Raw genomic sequence first — 16,586 nt, 5'->3', positions numbered from 1 at the left:
TTATAACCCTGTCATCTTTTTTACACAATTTATACTATTTAATTACCAACGGATACCGCCTCCACCAAAGATAGAGCCACCTGCAGTGGTTACCATAGTACTGGTTGTAAATGTCTTTGATAGTGTACCGTTAATGTACAGGTTATAAGTTTGACCTGATAATAAAGACGGAGAAGTAAACAGCAATGTTGAACCGGCTTTTTTTGCTGTAAAGTTATAGATTTCAGTTCCGGAAGCATTTTTTATGCTCACAACAGCATTTAATGAAGGCCCGGTTAATATAGCTGAACATTGTTTAGATGTACTTGCAGTAGGAGAAGATGTGCATCCACCCACTGCCGCAAGAGTTCCTCCGGTTATAGTGAAATTGTTAGTATCACAATCAGCACAGCCATCAGGTTGACCGCCCCCATAAATAACTGCATTTCCCCCGGTCATAGTTATGGTTCCGTTTGAGTCATAAGGGTCTTTTCCAGACATTATTGCAATATTTCCACCGTTGATAACTAATTGGTTACCGGCACACAAGCCATCTTCAGTTGCTGTAATATTAATAGTACCATTATTAACAGTTGTTACAGTTTTGCCCTCAATACCTTCATAGGATTTTAAAACTGTAGTTGTACCGCCGTTAAATGTTAAATCCAATTCAGAATGAATCCCGTCGTCACCTGCACTTAGAGCCAAGGTACCATTCTCAATTATTATATCACCATCTGTGTCAATACAATCTGAAGTTGCGGTGATATTTAGTGTTCCTCCGGTAATTTCTATTGTATTGTTGCAATGTATTCCGTCTGTAGGGGCAGATTTAATGTTAATATTCCCATTTTCAATTTTGATATCGTCATCACCTGCAATACCGTGTTTGTAATTACCGGTAATATTTAAAGTTCCGGCACCCTTTATTTCTAAATCGTCATTGCTGGATATAACAGCTTTAGCTTCAGAATTAGCCGTAGAGTACGTTTTTGCATCCGTTAAGTTGTTTGTTGACCCCTCTACAATTGTAATAAATCCCTTGTCCACGTTTTGAAAATAAATTGCCGGTCCACTTGAATTGGTTATATTACAACCATTTAGACGCAACTTAACTTTCTCTGTAGTATTAACGTAAATCATACCATTTGACAAAGTACCTGCCACCTCGAAATCACCTCCGGCAGTAATATTAACAGTTGAGCCACTTACTGCCACACCTGTTCCAGTACAAGTTATTGTACTGCCTAGGTTGATTTTACCGACATTTGCTTTCCATGCATCTTCAGGATCTACGGGAGTAACAGTATCAACAGGGAACGTGGTTATGTTTCCCAGTAGATAACTTTTCAGTAATGCAAAGTCAATGGCATCCACCGAACTATCACCATTTAAGTCAGCAGCTTTAGTATCACTAATTGTAGAAACACCTAAAAGACTGCTCTTCATGGCGGCAATATCCAGTGCATTTACTCCCCCATCAGAATTTAAATCTCCCGTAACAGCTGCTTTTGTTAACATACTACTACAAGCAAGAGTACCTGCCAGCGTAAGTACCAAAACTAACTTCTTTTTCATAAAATACCTTCCTTTCTTTCATTTAATTTAGTTACCAGATGTGGTACCATTTTACAATTTTAAACTTAAACTAACCTTAAAAAATGCAACTACTTGAGCTTATTTGTTGACATTTTTTTCAATATATAACATTATATATATAAGTTATAAGAATGAGGATTTGTTATGAATATTCTGCTTTTTGAAGACAGAATTCCTTCCGCTGATTCACTTGTACATACTTTTAAGAAAAACCATCACACCGTTTTCTATACAGATAGTATCCGGGACGGCTTATATCTCGCTGCGACTGGTGTATATGATATTATCATTTTGGATACTTTGGAGCATACGGCAGACGGAGTTGTTTTGGTTAAAGACATTAGGAACCTAGGCTTGACATTGCCCATATTTCTACTTTCTGCTCAAAGCGATGTAACCTGTAAAGTAATAGCACTTGACAGTGGTGCAGATGATTATCTGGTCAAACCATTTTCCACAGAAGAACTATTAGCACGAGTTAGGGCTTTAGGCAGGCGAAAAAACTCAATACTTTTAAACAATACTTTATGCTATGGTGATATCACGCTGGATACCTACAGTTTAAAAATATCCACAAAAAGTGCAGAAACTAAATTGACCTGCCAGGAGTGTAATATTTTAGAGTTTTTAATCATACGGAAATGTGTGATTACTTCAAAAGACATGATAATAGAAAAAATCTGGGGATTTGACTCTGATGCACACGGAAATCACGTTGAAGTGTACATATCTTTTATAAGAAAAAAATTGAAATCTTTAAATTCAAAAGTCCTTATAAATACTATTCGCAGATTAGGCTACAAACTCGATATAAAGTCGAAGCAACAGTAGGCTTATTTTAATTTTTCTTATTAAGCTAAAAAGCACTATAGACAAAGGTCTACAGTGCTTTTTTGGATTAAATTTATATTTTTCTCTTTTTTATCTTTATTCAGCAGTGTATGGAAGTAAAGCAATATGTCTTGCTCTCTTAACCGCAACTGTTAACTGACGTTGGTGCTTAGCGCAGTTTCCTGATATTCTTCTAGGAAGAATCTTACCTCTTTCAGAAACATACTTTCTGATTTTAGCAACATCCTTGTAATCTATATCAGTAGCTTTATCAACACAGAATGAGCAAACCTTTTTCTTAACTCTTCTCATTCTCATGCCGCCTTTACCTTCGCCCTTATCATAAGAATCTCTATCGTTTCTTCTGTTATCTCTCTTTGGTCCTGGCATGTCTAACTCCTCCTTTCAAGCACCCTTAGCGGTACTTATTTTGATTTATAAAAAATTCTGCTAAATTTCGGTTTTCATAATACCACGTTAAAAAGGCAGTTCGTCATCCTCATCCATTGGATAGAATCCATCACCGGATGCGGCAGGTGTTTCAGAATAAGTTTTCTGCGTGGAACCACCGTTACCAGTTTCACCATTACGTTTACTGTCTGCAAAGTATGTTTCCTCTGCGACAACTTCTGTAACGTAATGACGCTTCCCCTCATTATCGTCCCATGTTCTGGTCTGAATCCTACCAACAACAACAACCTGCAATCCTTTTGTGAAATACTTTCCACAAAACTCTGCGCTCTTGTCCCATGCAACAACATTGATGAAATCAGCCTGGGGCTGTCCTTCTCTGGCAAAACGTCTGTTTACGGCAAGTGTGAAACTCGCAACTGCCGTATTGTTTCCACTGGTGTATCTTAGGTCTGGATCTTTTGTAAGTCTACCCATTAATACAACTTTGTTCATACTCCCACCTACTAATCCTTCTTTATTATGATATACTTGAGAATTCCTTCAGTGATTTTGTAGATTCTTTCTAATTCAGCAGGAAAATCTGGGCTTGATGAAAAGTTCGCAAGTACATAATAACCGTCGGTCTTATCATCGATTTCGTAAGCCATCTTTCTCTTTCCCCATTCATCGATGCTTTCCAGCTGAGCTGAAGTTTCGAGCATAGTTTTGAACTTTTCTACGAGAGCCTTTGTAGCTTCCTCGCCAACTTCTGAATTGATAATAAAGATAGTTTCATACTTCTTCAACATTATTGGTCACCTCCCCTCGGACTTTAGCGGCCCTGTATCATGAGTACAGAGCAAGGATGTTATCTTAATTTATTTGTAACATACAATTTTGTATTTTATCACAGTGTGTTGGAATAAGCAAGGTTTATTTTTGGTCTGTTTTATATTTCAAAAACTACTAACTTTATTATTGACTGATTTGTAAAAATTTGATATTATATCAATAACTGATAATGATTATCATTATCATAAATGATTTGGAGGAATTATTTATGAGCATAGTATTAGTAGGTGGTCATGACAGAATGCAGGATGAATATAAACAAATATGTTGTAAACGGGGGCACCGTGTAAAGATTTATACTCAAATGCCTGCAAGATTTGATAAGGTTATCGGAAACCCTGACGGAATAGTTCTATTTACAGGTACAGTTTCCCATAAAATGATTCTTACTGCCCTCAGAGAGGCAAAGAAAAAGAAAATCAGTGTTTTTAGAAGCCACACAAGTAGTGCTAACTCACTTGAAGAGCTTTTAACAAAAATGGAAGGTACTACTAATGGTACTGTCTGTCCCTCTTAATAATAGAGGAAAATATAAAGATAGGAGTATCTATTATGAAAAATATTATTGTTATATTCTGGAGTGGCACCGGCAATACTCAAAAGATGGCTATGGCTATAGCAGAAGGTGCAAGTTGCAATGACACAGAGGTAATAGTCAAACAAGTTTCGGATGCAACTGTTAATGATGTGATAAATGCAGATGTTGTAGCATTAGGTTGTCCCTCAATGGGCTATGAAGTCCTTGAAGAAACAGAAATGGAGCCGTTTATAGAGTCATTGGAAAAAGTCAACCTTAACGGCAAAAATATGGTCCTTTTCGGTTCATATGACTGGGGTACCGGACAATGGATGGAAGACTGGTCTGAGAGAATGGCAGGTCTTGGTGCCGCTTTAGTTACGGAAGGACTAATAATACATACTGAACCCGATGATGATGGTATTCTAAAATGCAAGGAATTAGGCAAAAAATTACTTGAAGCATAGTTATGTCAAATGAAAGGAGGTAGTTCCAATCAAGATAAATACAGTCGACTTTATGAAAAAAATAAATACTCTTCCCGACCGGGACTACCTACTTTCAATGATTTATTTTTCAGCAGCACCAACCATAACGGGAAATAAACCATCTACACTTGTAACCTTTACTAAAGATAAAAGAAACTTATATGATTTATGGAAAACTCACAAAGCATATATATGCAACAAGCTGGGTATGGAATATGCACAACTCAGGGAAAGACAAAACAGTGTCAGGGTTTTATTTTATAAAAGAGAACTCATGGAAGAATGTCTTTTTAAGAAGGAATGCAGAGATTTTTTGAATTCCGTGGGATATCATTCTGAAACAACCTTGGATGAATGTATAGAAAAACTAAAGAGTAGGTTTGAATACATTTGTCCACATGAAATAGGAATTTTTTTAGGTATTCCAGTTGAAGACGTAATAGGTTTTATCAGCAACAACGGTGAAAACAGTATACTTTGCAAGTACTGGAAGGTTTATCATAACCCTGAAAATGCACGCCTCCTTTTTGATAGCTATGACAAAGCCAGAGAATGTGTAAAAAGTTTACTTATCTCTTATAATTGAATTGGTTAATTTTCACAAATAAATATTGTCTTTTTTGGTTTTTTTTGATAGTCTTATATAGTATTTATAATCTGAACCAATAAAATTAACGCTTTTAAATCGGAAAAACATATATAGATAATACTATGACAGCTTCCCACTTATATAGAGTAAACTTTCATACTTTAACAAAGGCGGTGTTTAGTTTAAATGAGGATTAAGCAACTAATAATACTCCTTTCACTTACAAGTCTGATTATTATAGTTTTTTCATCCGGTTGCTCTTATAAAAACCCAGCCGAAAACCCTGACAAAATAACCATTGGCCTCTCCATGGCTACCCTTCACGAGGAACGTTGGCAAAGAGACGTAGATGCTCTCAGGGAAAAAGCCCAAGCTAAAGGAGCCGAGATTCTTTTCCGTAATGCAAACAATAACATAGACAATCAGATTTCACAGGTTAAAAATCTGCTGTCAAAGGGTATAGACATTCTTATAATTGTTGCCCAAGACTACGAAAAATCACAGCAGGCTGTGCAACTTGCCAGAAATAAAGGAATAAGGGTAATTTGCTATGACAGGCTGATTAAAAATGGAAACACTGATTTTTATGTCTCTTTTGACAATATAAAAGTTGGAGAATATATGGCCTCCCTCATGGTATCCAAAGTACCCAAAGGGAATTACATAATAATAAACGGAGGTAAAACCGATAATAATAGCTTTATGTATAATAAAGGTTTTAAAAATATATTGGATAAATATCTTTACGAAGGCACTATAAAAATCGTCGATGAAGTCTGGGCAGACGACTGGAATCCTGAAGATGCCTTTAAGTGTGTGAATAAGGCCCTTCGTGCCGGTAAAAAGATTGATGCAGTTATTGCGGCTAATGACGGTCTTGCAGGCTCTGCAATAGAAGCCCTTTCTAAAAAACACATGGATGGAAAGGTTTTTGTGGTCGGACACGACGCCGACATATCCGGCTGCCAGAGAGTAGCCGAAGGTACTCAGCTATTGACTGTTTACAAGCCTATAGACCAATTAGCTGAAAAGGCTATTGATGTTGCAATGGGTCTTTTAAAAAATGATTACTATGCCAGTAATAAAGTTATTAATGACGGTGAATATGATATTCCCTATGAAATGGTAGAACCTGTGGTAGTCACAAAGGATTCACTTATTGATACTGTTATACGTGCAGGATTTCATAAGCTTGAAGATGTATACAGGCATGTCCCCAAAAACCAATGGCCCAGCCAAAAATAGTACTCATGTAATACTATTTAACGTAAACTTATCGGCATTGTTAATTTCCTTATTATGTTATAATATTGGTAATAGAACTTTGCCCCTATGTTTTAAATTCAGAGGTGTTACATGAGAAAAAATTTGGTTCAAGCAGCTACAAATATTATAAATGGTGAATGTAAAGATCCTCATTCATACCTTGGGATGCACCTTTTGGGTGTAGAAGGTAAGAATCTTCAAACCGTTGTCAGAGTTTATCAGCCTACCGCTAAAATGGTTGAGCTTTTGGATGTTTCCGCAGGCAACTCGTTTCCAATGAAAAAACTTTGCAGTAATGGAATATATGAAATAACATTTCCGGACAGGAGTGATATTTTTGAATATCAGCTCAAAATAACAGACCTTTCGGGAAATAGCTTCTCAACACATGATCCCTATTGTTTCTGGCCTGTTATATCCGAATTTGACACACATCTCTTTAATCAAGGCAATCACCACAGGATTTATGAGAAGCTAGGTGCACATGTGATGACTCATAATAAGGTAAAAGGAACCCTTTTTGCAGTATGGGCTCCTTGTGCCAAGCGTGTGAGTGTTGTGGGAGATTTCAATCAGTGGGATGGGCGCAGACACCAAATGCGTGAACTGGGTTCATCAGGTGTCTGGGAGTTATTTATTCCTCTTGTATCAACCGGAGATTTGTATAAATATGAGATTAAGACCCCTGAAGACAATCTGATTTTTAAAGCCGATCCTTTTGCTTATTACGCTGAAAAGAGGCCTGATACAGCCTCAATTGTTATGGACATAGATAACTACACTTGGTATGATGACCAATGGATGAGTGCCAGAGAAGAAAAAGATGTATTCAATGGTCCAATGTCAATATATGAACTTCATCTGGGAACATGGTCAACTGCCGCAGAACCTGATGAAAACGGGGACATATACGTCAATTACAGAATTATTGCCGATAGACTGATCCCGTATATAAAATTTATGGGATATACGCACATTGAACTATTGCCTGTTGCCGAACATCCCTTTGACGGTTCCTGGGGATATCAGGTTACGGGCTATTATGCTGTCACAAGCCGTTATGGAAAACCTGAAGATTTCATGTATTTTGTTGACATGTGCCATCAGAATGATATAGGAGTCTTTTTGGACTGGGTTCCAGCTCATTTCCCTAAAGATGCCCATGGGTTGGCCCGGTTTGACGGAACAGCCTTATACGAGCATTCAGACCCACGTCAGGGAGAACATCCTGAATGGGGTACTCTTGTTTTTAACCATGGACGGAATGAGGTACGAAATTTCCTGATATCAAATGCTGTATTCTGGTTTGAAAAATACCATATAGACGGTTTAAGAGTAGATGCCGTTGCATCTATGATTTACCTGGACTATGCTAAAAAACCCGGACAGTGGATTCCAAACAAATACGGTGGAAATCTCAATCTTGAGGCTGCTGATTTTCTTAAACAGCTTAATACCACTGTGTTCGGTTATTTTAAAGGTATAATAATGGTAGCTGAGGAATCCTCCTCATGGCCTATGATTACCAAACCTCCTTATATGGGCGGTCTGGGATTTACCTTTAAGTGGAATATGGGCTGGATGAATGATTTCCTGAAGTATATAAAAATGGACCCCATATACAGAAAATACCACCACAATCTTATAACTTTTTCATTGATGTACGCTTTCAGTGAAAATTATATTCTTGTTCTGTCTCACGACGAAGTTGTACACGGCAAATGCTCCATGCTAAGCAAACAGCCGGGAGATTACTGGCAAAAGTTTGCAGGGCTCCGGGCCACCTATGGTTACACCTATGGTCACCCGGGAAAAAAGCTTCTGTTTATGGGGGGCGAATACGGGCAATTCATCGAGTGGAACGACAAAAAAGGTTTAGATTGGCACCTTCTGGATTATGATATGCATAAAAAGCTGCAAACCTATGTCAGGGATTTGAATACTTTGTATAGAGAAAGCAAGGCTTTATATGAAGTGGATTTAAGCTATGACGGGTTTGAGTGGATAGACTGCAATGATAACGACCACAGTGTTGTTTCCTTTATAAGAAAGGGCCGGGACTACCACGATATGCTGATATTTGTTTGCAATTTTACACCCGCAGTTAATTATAATTATTGCATCGGTGTACCTTTTGAACTTGAATATGAGCTTGTTATGAACAGTAACTATGAAAAGTATGGCGGGTATGAACCGAATGATTCAAATAAAATATATACGGTGATTAACGAATCTTTGCATGGAAGGCCCTTTAAGCTTTGTCTTACAATACCCCCATTCGGCGTACTTGTTTTGAGACCTATATTCAAAGACTCCTGAGTTTTTTGCTCAGGAGTCTTTTTTATAATGTTATATATTGAAATTAACAAAGCTTCCTTCTTTGTTTGGAATTACTTCCAGCACTGATTGTATTCTCTCTTTTATTTCCGTTACATGTGAAATTACACCTACCAAACGGCCTGTTTTTTGAATCTCAGTGAGGCATTCTATGGCACTGTCCAGGGATTCAGGGTCAAGTGAGCCAAAGCCCTCATCAACAAACAGGGTATCAAGGCTAATCCCCCCGGAATACGACTGTACCACGTCTGCTAAGCCAAGAGCAAGTGCAAGTGAAGCTTTAAAACCCTCTCCTCCCGAAAGAGTCTTAACATGACGTGCCTTTCCGGTATAGTTATCAAAAACCTCAAGTTCCAAACCCTGCTGAGCCCGACCCTTTCCTTTTTCTTCCTTTCTCTTTAAATAGTATCTTGAACCGGTCATCCTGACCAGTCTATGGTTTGCAGCAATTATAATCTCGTCAAAGTATGCTGCCAACACATACCTCTCAAATGTTATCCTTTGAGGATTATCGCCCTTTGCAATTTTAGCAAGCTTCCCGATTATTGCATATTTTTCCTCAAGCTGTTTTAATTTTTCCAAGGTAGCAGTTAGCTGTTTTATTGTTTTTGAGTTGTTGTCGAATCTGGAAAATACTATGTTTTGCCGTTCCTGAAGCACCTGCTGCTTTTGTTCCAGCTCTGCATGGTGTTCATTTAGAATTACAATATCCTGTGCTTCAAGTCCTTTTGTTTCCTCCTCAAGACGCCTATACAAATCATTTATCGATTTTAAGTTTTGATAGTACGTATTTATTTCCTGCTGAAGTATGTCAATTTCCTCCTGGGTTTTTTTCATATTCAAAAATTGCTCATAATCAGAAAAATTAGAGGACTCCAGCTTTTCCTTTAAAAGCTTTTCCATAGCGACAAATTCTTTCCGGCCTTCCTCTATGGAGGATACCTTCACAGCTACTTCCTGTTCGGCTTTGTTTACTGCTTCTCTGGAGATTTCGTGGAGCTTTTTAAGCTGCTCGTATTGTTCCCTGTATTTATTTATTTTAGACCTTTGTTCTTCTATTCTGGCTTTCAGCTTTGATGCCGAGCGTATATCTTCCGAAATCTCTTTCTCAATAGCTTGTGCTTCAGTTTGCAGCCTTGTAATCTCTTCAATTATACCGGATTTTCGTGTAGTCAGGTTCTGAACAGACTCTTCCAATACTTTCAGCCTATCCCGAATTTCAGTATGTTCCTTTTCTAATGTGCTTTTTTTATCTGCAAATTCCCTTTTTGATTTATACCGGGCTTTTAATTCAACAGTTTTTTCTTTCCGTCCGATTCCCGTAGTATTTATATGCTCCAACACTGTTTCAAATCGTCCGTTTTCCACCAATGCGATATTATCGTACATTATTACGCTATCATCAAGAGCATTAAGTCTACTGAGTATCTCTTGACGTTTACTCTCTACACTTCCATTTAATTCGGAAATCCCCTTAGACTTTTCTGTCCTAAGCTCTGTTAACTTGGAAAATTCCGATTTTTTATTCCTAATCTGCTCTTCCGCGGGAATACAAGATGGCATTTCAGCAGGCTTTGGATGGTCAAGAGAACCACAAACAGGACAAGGATCTTTTTCCTTCAACGATTTAGCGAGAATCCCTGCCTGCCCTCGTATATAATTGTCCTCCATCAATTCCAATCTGCTTCTAAATTCATAAAAAGCCTTTTCAAAGCATACAAACTCAGCCCTCTTATTTTCGAGGCTACTTATTTCTTCTTGACACACCCCTATAAGTTTTCTGATACCATCAAGCTCCTTAAGAAGCTTTGTGTCTTCTGATATTTGTTTTTCAAGGCTTATACATTCAGCCTCGGTTGTATAAAGCAGTTTCAGATTTTCAGCCTGCTTGCCTTCTTTTTCTTTGTTAGTCTCGAGGTCCTTCCGGGCCTTTTCAAGTTCTCCGGTCAGTTTAGTGTATTCTTCTCTGACAGCCTCCAAATGCTTTAGTCCCTTATCATATTGGATAACCTTTGGAAGCATTTTTTCCAGTAATGAAAGCTCCGTCTCATGTTTCTTAATTTCAGGCTCCAAACCTATTTGAGTATTTAAGCTCTCCTCTGTATTTCTGAACTCCGACTTCCTTTTCGCAAGCTCCTGCTTTGCCAGCTCCAATTCCCCGACCTTTATTTCCAGTGCCTTTTCAACTTTTCTGCACTGCTCATCAACTTCACTTATTGGTAAAGTTTTTCTTGCATATTCAAGAATCTTCTCCTTTTCACAGAACTCGTTCTCTCTCGACTTAAGAACCTCGTATTGTTGTTTTGTTTGTTCCCTGTCTGAGAGCTTTTTGTTTACTTCTGTGCATCTTGTAATCTCTTTCTGGAGTATGGCCTGTTCTTTTACCGTTTTATTTAATTCAGCCTTGATTTCATCTATTATAGACCTGTCCTTTTGCATCAGCTGTTCAATACAAGTAATGAATTGAGCTATATTAACATTTTGAGCATTTCTAATTTCAACCAGTGTTTGATCTTCACTCACATCAAGATGATTTATATGGGTAGCTATCTGTGTTTTTAAGTCGTGAACGGATTTCTCCAGACCGTATCTGTCTTCATCAAGTCTTTTTTGAATTTCTGCAAAATCCTCGGTTCCAAATATTTTCCTAAATATAATTTCCCGATCACTACTGTCGGATTCCAGAAGTTTTCTGAATTCTCCCTGAGGAAGCATTACAATTTGCTTAAATTGTGATTTATTAATACCAAGAAGCTGATTTACACGCTCGTCTACATTTATTATTTTGGTAATCAACGTACCGTCCGGCAGAAGAAGCTCCGCATCGGCATTTCTTAAAGTATAGCCCTCTCCCCTTAGCTTCTTCTGTTCCTGCTGTGGCGATCTCCTTATTCTGTATATTTTACCTTTGAGTTCAAACTCCAGTTCAACATACGTTTCCGTTCCCGGTTCTGCAAAGTCACTTCTTAGGCTATCCCTGTCTCTGCTGCTTCCTGAAGCTTCACCGAAAAGAGCAAAACTGATAGCGTCAAAAACGGTAGTCTTTCCAGCCCCTGTTGGACCTGATATTACGAATATCTGTTCATTAAGGGTAGTAAAATCGATAAACTGTTTTTTTGCATACGGCCCAAAGGCACTAATTGTAAGTTTTAACGGTTTCATTTACACCCTCCTGTTTCTACCTCTCCTATTACCTTCTCCACTATTTTTAGTTCCTCCAGAGTCAAAGGTTCTCCCTGTATAGAGCTATAGAATTCCTGAAACAGCTCTATTTTAGCTTTGGATTTATAGCCCTCGGATGCAGAAGTTTTGTTATCATCCCGGTTCATTACACTTTCCTTGGTAAGTCCCATTACGTTAGGATAAACGCTTCTTAGCTTTGATATCGGGTCAATAAGCTCGCCCTTGTCTGTTAATATTGCATATATATAGTCATCAGTATTTGCGGTTGCGTACACCTCAGGTTTCAAAAGCTCGCCAATGGGGCCTTTTATAATGCGCATATCCCTTTTAGGTTTAAGTTCTATTAACCTTACATGGGAATTACCGTCACCATCAATTTCAACTATATTTATACCCTTCTTCTGGTTAACCTCCGAAAAGGAGTATTTCAATAAAGAGCCGGAATACCTTATATTATCTGCACCTGCCCGTTGAGGCGCATGGAGATGTCCAAGAGCAGTGTAGCTAAATGAGTTAAAGTGATACGAATTAACTATATCCGTCCCCCCGATGCTAAGTGGTCTCTCCGATTCACTTGTAATTTCTGCTTGTCCTCCAAGATAAGTTATGTAGCCATGTGTAATCATTACACTTCTTTCATTTTCATACATTGCTTGTCCAACTTTTTCAACAAGCTTTTTCATGGCATCGTCATGGGTAGATATTTCGCTATCCTGCAATATGTGCTTTATGTTACGGGGGTCTGAATAAGGTAAAAGGTAGAAGCTGACCGGCCCAAAAGCATCCTCCAAAACCACTTTGCGCACATTACCCTCAAAGCTACCAACAATATGCAGTCCGTTATTTGTTAGTATTCTGCTGGCAAAAGATAAACGCTCAGCACTGTCATGGTTTCCGGCAATGGCAAGAATAGGAACCCTTAAATCAAGGAGGACTGTATTGAAAATCCTGTCCACCAGTTCAATTGCATCTACGGGCGGTATGCTCCTGTCAAATATATCTCCTGCAATTACCAAAGCATCGGGTTTTTCATTTGATATAACGGATATAAGTTGATTGAGTATATACTCCTGATCCTCCAGCATACTGAACTCATTTACAATTTTCCCAATATGCCAGTCTCCTGTGTGAATTATTTTCATTTTGTCCCTCCCCCGGTTAAATATTAACTACACATTCCTTTGCTGCGCTTTCAGTTGTCATACCTACAGGATAAATAACATTAATGGCACCTTTTAGTATTTCAAACTCAATTTCCTTCCCTGTAAGAATTTCTCCGTCTATATTAAGTGCAATACTGTCTTTACTCTCAATTTTTATTTTCTTTGCTCTTTTAAAGCTAACATATTCAATTTCTCCGTGTTCACCTTTCATATACTTTGGAAACAACGTCAATATTTTGAGTCTGTTGACCTCTCGCACCAGACATATATCCAACAATCCGTCATCCAAAGCTGCATCGGGGGCAGGCAGCATCCCGCCACCATAAAACCTACCGTTGGCAATTGCGGCAAGAAGTATTTTTAAACTAATTTCCTCATCGTCTATAGTGACTTTTACCTCACTTATTTTGTTTTTAAAAATTGTATATATTAATGAAAAGAGGTATGCCATACTTCCTGGTATATACGGTAGCCTTTTAAATTTCTGAGCATTATAAACAACATCGGCATCAAACCCTATGGATGAAATATTTATAAAGTACTTTCCGTTTGCCCTTGCTAAATCTATACTTCTTTCCTGTCCTCGTATGGTATCAGATACTATTTCCTTGCCCTGATATTCCCCATGTAGGCTTCTTATAAAATCATTACCCGAACCTGCTGGTATAACTCCAAGAGAGGCTTTAGTTCCTGCTATCCCGTTTACTATCTCATTTACAGTCCCATCCCCGCCAATGGAGTATATCCTGCATGTTTCATTCACTGCGTATTCACGGGCTATTTTTGTTGCATGTCCCGGATACTCAGTTATCTTTATTACATACTTATCGGGTTTCTCCTTGAAATAGTCCCGGATTACCGGTATAAGCTCTAAAGCCCTTCCCTTCCCGGCAGCGGGATTTATTATAAAGACGTGTTTCACATTTCTACCTCCTGTATGGGGTTATTATCAGGATAAAAGTTCGCATTTTTTTAGTAATTATATTTTAACATAATTTAAGGGGCTTATTAAAATATAGAAGTTTCCAGTGTGGACTATGCACCAATTGGTAAAAATTATTTTTATTAAATGGTTGCTTTTTGCATTGATATGTATTATCATATTATGTGCGTCATGTTTTAGACGCAAAGTAAATGCGCCCGTAGCTCAATTGGATAGAGCGTCTGGCTACGGACCAGAAGGTTGTGGATTCGATCTCTGCCGGGCGCGCCAAATAAAAAGCCTCTGAAAATATTTTCAGAGGCTTTTTATTTTATTCTTTCAATTGCCGTCGCCAATTGTCATATTTTAACACTTTATTTGTAAAATATAATTATTATGTCAAATATTTGACATATTTCCATATCAAATAGTATACTATTTACGTGAGTTAGTATTTAATTTTGTTTGTAATTTAAGTGTTAATGGCCATTGAGTAAACGAATGGTTCGATCAACTTAAGTTATTCTAAAGTTTTACTTTTGGCATTTTAGTTTTATGTACTTTCCTAAAGGTTAATTTTAATAAAATTATAAGGGAGATATGTACCATGTTTAAACTAATGGATAATGCCAAAATAAGGGTAAAACTTGTGCTATTAATATTCGCTATGATTATTGGAATGGTTCTTGTAGGGAGTATGGGCTGGTTGCAAACCCAAAAGGCACAAAGATCTCTTGACACCATGTATAATAATAATCTTACTCAGGTTGCAAGTCTAAGTAGCGCTGGAACTGATCTAATGACCGATTTTACGAATATCTTAAGGCTTATTGCGTCTGATAATACGAGTTATCAAATGGCTGTTCTAAGTGATATTATAGAAAAAGAGAAAAATCTTGATAATAGCATTAAAAAAATTTCTACAACAAATCTAGGTTCTGACGAGGATAAGATATATACATCCATAAAAGACAACTTAACAGCATGGAAAGAAATCAAGAATAAAATTATTGAATTATCCACATCAGGTAAAACCCCAGAGGCATCTGCCATTTACAGCGATAAAGGTGATACTGTATTTCGCAAACTTGAAGCCAATGTAACCAGTCTTATAAATGCCAACATAAAAGAAGCCTCGGATGTTTATGGGCAAAGTCTTAAATCTGCGAGACAAGCATCCCTTTTTCTGATTATTTTGATAATCGCTGTTTCGCTAGTCTGTATAATGATAGGAGTTGTAATTGCCAGGTCAATAACAGGGCCCATATCAACTATTGTAGCTATTATAAGAAAAACAGCCGGTTTTGATTTGGTTTTTGATGAATCATACAATTCAATGATTAAGCGTAAGGATGAAATCGGGATAATAATTAATTCCATATCAGATATGAGACACTCCTTGCACGATACTATTACCAAACTACATAATATTTCAGGTACCATGGCTGCAAATTCTGAAGAATTGACTACTTCTACTGCGGAAAGTACAAAAAGTATTACTCAGGTAACCGCATCACTTGATGAAATCGCAAAAGGGAATGCCAACCAGTCAGAGGTCGTAAGCAAAACCAGTGAACATATTACTGAAATTGCAGGACACATATCAAAAGCCAATTATGCCACAACGGAAAATGAGAAGGCGGTAATACTTTCATTGGAAGCTGTCTCAGAAGGCTATGATGCCGTAGTTTTAACGTCTGAAAAGGTACAGGAGAATATATCTGTTTCTGAAGAGGTAAATAGGTCATTGTCAGACTTAAGCAAATCTATTATTAAGGTAGGTAGTATAACCGATGTAATAAACTCCCTAGCGGCTCAAACAAACCTTTTGGCATTAAATGCCGCTATAGAAGCTGCCAGGGCAGGAGCAGCCGGTAAGGGCTTTGCAGTGGTCGCAGATGAAGTACGCAAACTGGCTGAAGAATCCTCCTCGGCTGCTAAAGAGATTAATGCCATAATTCAGGCAATAATTGCTAATAATGCTATGACAGCACATAACATGGAAAGGGCAAAAGAACTGGAAGCTGAGCAGTCCTTTGCTGTTGACACTACAAAAAATGCTTTTGATAAAATAAGAATATCTGTAGAAGCTATTGCAGATAAAACTAAAGAGGTATCTGAAATGTTAACTACAATTGATAAAGCATCCAGGGAAATTTCAAGCCATACACATGACCTGGCAACTTTAGCGGAAGAGTCCGCAGCCAGTTCCGAAGAAATTTCAGCTTCAAGTCAACAGCAGCTTTCTGCAATGGAGATAATAGCAAAGGCTTCAAGTGATTTGTCCGGTATGGCTCAACAATTGGATAATGAAATCAATAAATTCAGACTATAAATTCCTTACAAAAATAGTAGCCGGCTAAATCAACCGGCTACTATTTTTTTCAATAAATCCTAATCTATAGTTATAATTAAATCCTGTTACCTGTCGTTATCAATTTTACTTTATTATGTTAATGTATTACCA

14 protein-coding genes and 1 tRNA gene are annotated in these 16,586 nt (G+C 37.7%); 8 read left to right on the top strand and 7 right to left on the bottom strand.

The window, feature by feature from the left end; genetic code table 11:
• Positions 1 to 42: 42 nt before the first annotated feature.
• On the bottom strand, positions 43 to 1,557 hold the full coding sequence (locus CLO1100_RS00345) for a carbohydrate-binding domain-containing protein (protein ID WP_014311769.1): 1,515 nt from the start codon (positions 1,555 to 1,557) through the stop codon (positions 43 to 45).
• A 165-nt stretch (positions 1,558 to 1,722) separates the two neighbouring features.
• Between CLO1100_RS00345 and CLO1100_RS00340 the strand changes: the two genes are divergently transcribed.
• Positions 1,723 to 2,409, top strand: a complete 687-nt coding sequence (locus tag CLO1100_RS00340; protein ID WP_014311768.1) for a response regulator transcription factor — start codon at positions 1,723 to 1,725, stop codon at positions 2,407 to 2,409.
• Positions 2,410 to 2,505: 96 nt separating this feature from the next.
• Here CLO1100_RS00340 and rpsR read toward each other — a convergent pair whose 3' ends face one another.
• The 3 genes from rpsR to rpsF all read right to left on the bottom strand — a co-directional run bounded on the left by rpsR (position 2,506) and on the right by rpsF (position 3,611).
• Positions 2,506 to 2,799, bottom strand: a complete 294-nt coding sequence (gene rpsR, locus CLO1100_RS00335; RefSeq protein ID WP_004619077.1) for a 30S ribosomal protein S18 — start codon at positions 2,797 to 2,799, stop codon at positions 2,506 to 2,508.
• Positions 2,800 to 2,886: 87 nt separating this feature from the next.
• On the bottom strand, positions 2,887 to 3,315 hold the full coding sequence (locus CLO1100_RS00330; RefSeq protein ID WP_014311767.1) for a single-stranded DNA-binding protein: 429 nt from the start codon (positions 3,313 to 3,315) through the stop codon (positions 2,887 to 2,889).
• Positions 3,316 to 3,326: 11 nt separating this feature from the next.
• The gene (gene rpsF / locus CLO1100_RS00325; protein ID WP_014311766.1) at positions 3,327 to 3,611 is read right to left on the bottom strand and encodes a 30S ribosomal protein S6; all 285 of its coding nucleotides are present in this window, start codon (positions 3,609 to 3,611) and stop codon (positions 3,327 to 3,329) included.
• Positions 3,612 to 3,862: 251 nt separating this feature from the next.
• On the opposite strand from rpsF, the gene CLO1100_RS00320 reads away from it, so the two are divergent.
• The 5 genes from CLO1100_RS00320 to glgB all read left to right on the top strand — a co-directional run bounded on the left by CLO1100_RS00320 (position 3,863) and on the right by glgB (position 8,833).
• Positions 3,863 to 4,171, top strand: coding sequence for a DUF2325 domain-containing protein (locus CLO1100_RS00320; protein WP_014311765.1), 309 nt, complete (start codon positions 3,863 to 3,865; stop codon positions 4,169 to 4,171).
• 35 nt (positions 4,172 to 4,206) lie between these two features.
• Positions 4,207 to 4,638: a flavodoxin gene (locus tag CLO1100_RS00315; RefSeq protein ID WP_014311764.1), complete on the top strand. Its 432-nt coding sequence runs from the start codon at positions 4,207 to 4,209 to the stop codon at positions 4,636 to 4,638.
• 52 nt (positions 4,639 to 4,690) lie between these two features.
• Complete coding sequence (locus CLO1100_RS00310) at positions 4,691 to 5,245, top strand: DUF3793 family protein (protein ID WP_014311763.1); 555 nt, start codon at positions 4,691 to 4,693, stop codon at positions 5,243 to 5,245.
• A gap of 189 nt (positions 5,246 to 5,434) precedes the next feature.
• A complete protein-coding gene (locus tag CLO1100_RS00305) occupies positions 5,435 to 6,493 on the top strand; it encodes a substrate-binding domain-containing protein (protein ID WP_014311762.1) in 1,059 nt (352 codons plus the stop codon).
• A gap of 111 nt (positions 6,494 to 6,604) precedes the next feature.
• Positions 6,605 to 8,833: a 1,4-alpha-glucan branching protein GlgB gene (gene glgB, locus CLO1100_RS00300; protein WP_014311761.1), complete on the top strand. Its 2,229-nt coding sequence runs from the start codon at positions 6,605 to 6,607 to the stop codon at positions 8,831 to 8,833.
• A gap of 30 nt (positions 8,834 to 8,863) precedes the next feature.
• Here glgB and CLO1100_RS00295 read toward each other — a convergent pair whose 3' ends face one another.
• From CLO1100_RS00295 to CLO1100_RS00285, 3 genes are read right to left on the bottom strand one after another with little or no spacing between them, the layout of a single operon-like run.
• Positions 8,864 to 12,013 (bottom strand): AAA family ATPase, encoded by a 3,150-nt coding sequence (locus tag CLO1100_RS00295; RefSeq protein WP_014311760.1) that lies wholly within the window; start codon positions 12,011 to 12,013, stop codon positions 8,864 to 8,866.
• Positions 12,010 to 13,176: an exonuclease SbcCD subunit D gene (locus CLO1100_RS00290; RefSeq protein ID WP_014311759.1), complete on the bottom strand. Its 1,167-nt coding sequence runs from the start codon at positions 13,174 to 13,176 to the stop codon at positions 12,010 to 12,012. The genes CLO1100_RS00295 and CLO1100_RS00290 overlap by 4 nt, the downstream gene beginning before the upstream one ends.
• 16 nt (positions 13,177 to 13,192) lie before the next feature.
• Complete coding sequence (locus tag CLO1100_RS00285) at positions 13,193 to 14,119, bottom strand: diacylglycerol kinase family protein (protein ID WP_014311758.1); 927 nt, start codon at positions 14,117 to 14,119, stop codon at positions 13,193 to 13,195.
• Between the two features lie 214 nt (positions 14,120 to 14,333).
• Here CLO1100_RS00285 and CLO1100_RS00280 point away from each other — a divergent pair.
• Both CLO1100_RS00280 and CLO1100_RS00275 read left to right on the top strand, forming a co-directional pair.
• Positions 14,334 to 14,410 (top strand) — tRNA-Arg (locus CLO1100_RS00280).
• A 316-nt stretch (positions 14,411 to 14,726) separates the two neighbouring features.
• On the top strand, positions 14,727 to 16,454 hold the full coding sequence (locus CLO1100_RS00275) for a methyl-accepting chemotaxis protein (RefSeq protein WP_014311757.1): 1,728 nt from the start codon (positions 14,727 to 14,729) through the stop codon (positions 16,452 to 16,454).
• The last annotated feature ends 132 nt before the right edge of the window (positions 16,455 to 16,586 follow it).

It is taken from the genome of Clostridium sp. BNL1100 (assembly GCF_000244875.1).
Classification (GTDB): Bacteria; Bacillota; Clostridia; order Acetivibrionales; family DSM-1351; genus Ruminiclostridium.
Note: the sequence above shows the minus strand (reverse complement) of the source record. Positions and strands in the feature narration are given on the sequence as shown.

What these genes read in the sequence shown, in the direction of transcription:
- glgB (WP_014311761.1), top strand. Translation starts at nt 6,605, where the DNA reads ATGAGAAAAAATTTGGTTCAAGCAGCTACAAATATTATAAATGGTGAA.
- CLO1100_RS00305 (WP_014311762.1), top strand. Translation starts at nt 5,435, where the DNA reads ATGAGGATTAAGCAACTAATAATACTCCTTTCACTTACAAGTCTGATT.
- CLO1100_RS00345 (WP_014311769.1), bottom strand. Translation starts at nt 1,557, where the DNA reads ATGAAAAAGAAGTTAGTTTTGGTACTTACGCTGGCAGGTACTCTTGCT.
- CLO1100_RS00310 (WP_014311763.1), top strand. Translation starts at nt 4,691, where the DNA reads ATGAAAAAAATAAATACTCTTCCCGACCGGGACTACCTACTTTCAATG.
- CLO1100_RS00330 (WP_014311767.1), bottom strand. Translation starts at nt 3,315, where the DNA reads ATGAACAAAGTTGTATTAATGGGTAGACTTACAAAAGATCCAGACCTA.
- CLO1100_RS00275 (WP_014311757.1), top strand. Translation starts at nt 14,727, where the DNA reads ATGTTTAAACTAATGGATAATGCCAAAATAAGGGTAAAACTTGTGCTA.
- CLO1100_RS00295 (WP_014311760.1), bottom strand. Translation starts at nt 12,013, where the DNA reads ATGAAACCGTTAAAACTTACAATTAGTGCCTTTGGGCCGTATGCAAAA.
- CLO1100_RS00340 (WP_014311768.1), top strand. Translation starts at nt 1,723, where the DNA reads ATGAATATTCTGCTTTTTGAAGACAGAATTCCTTCCGCTGATTCACTT.
- rpsF (WP_014311766.1), bottom strand. Translation starts at nt 3,611, where the DNA reads ATGTTGAAGAAGTATGAAACTATCTTTATTATCAATTCAGAAGTTGGC.
- CLO1100_RS00290 (WP_014311759.1), bottom strand. Translation starts at nt 13,176, where the DNA reads ATGAAAATAATTCACACAGGAGACTGGCATATTGGGAAAATTGTAAAT.
- rpsR (WP_004619077.1), bottom strand. Translation starts at nt 2,799, where the DNA reads ATGCCAGGACCAAAGAGAGATAACAGAAGAAACGATAGAGATTCTTAT.
- CLO1100_RS00320 (WP_014311765.1), top strand. Translation starts at nt 3,863, where the DNA reads ATGAGCATAGTATTAGTAGGTGGTCATGACAGAATGCAGGATGAATAT.
- CLO1100_RS00315 (WP_014311764.1), top strand. Translation starts at nt 4,207, where the DNA reads ATGAAAAATATTATTGTTATATTCTGGAGTGGCACCGGCAATACTCAA.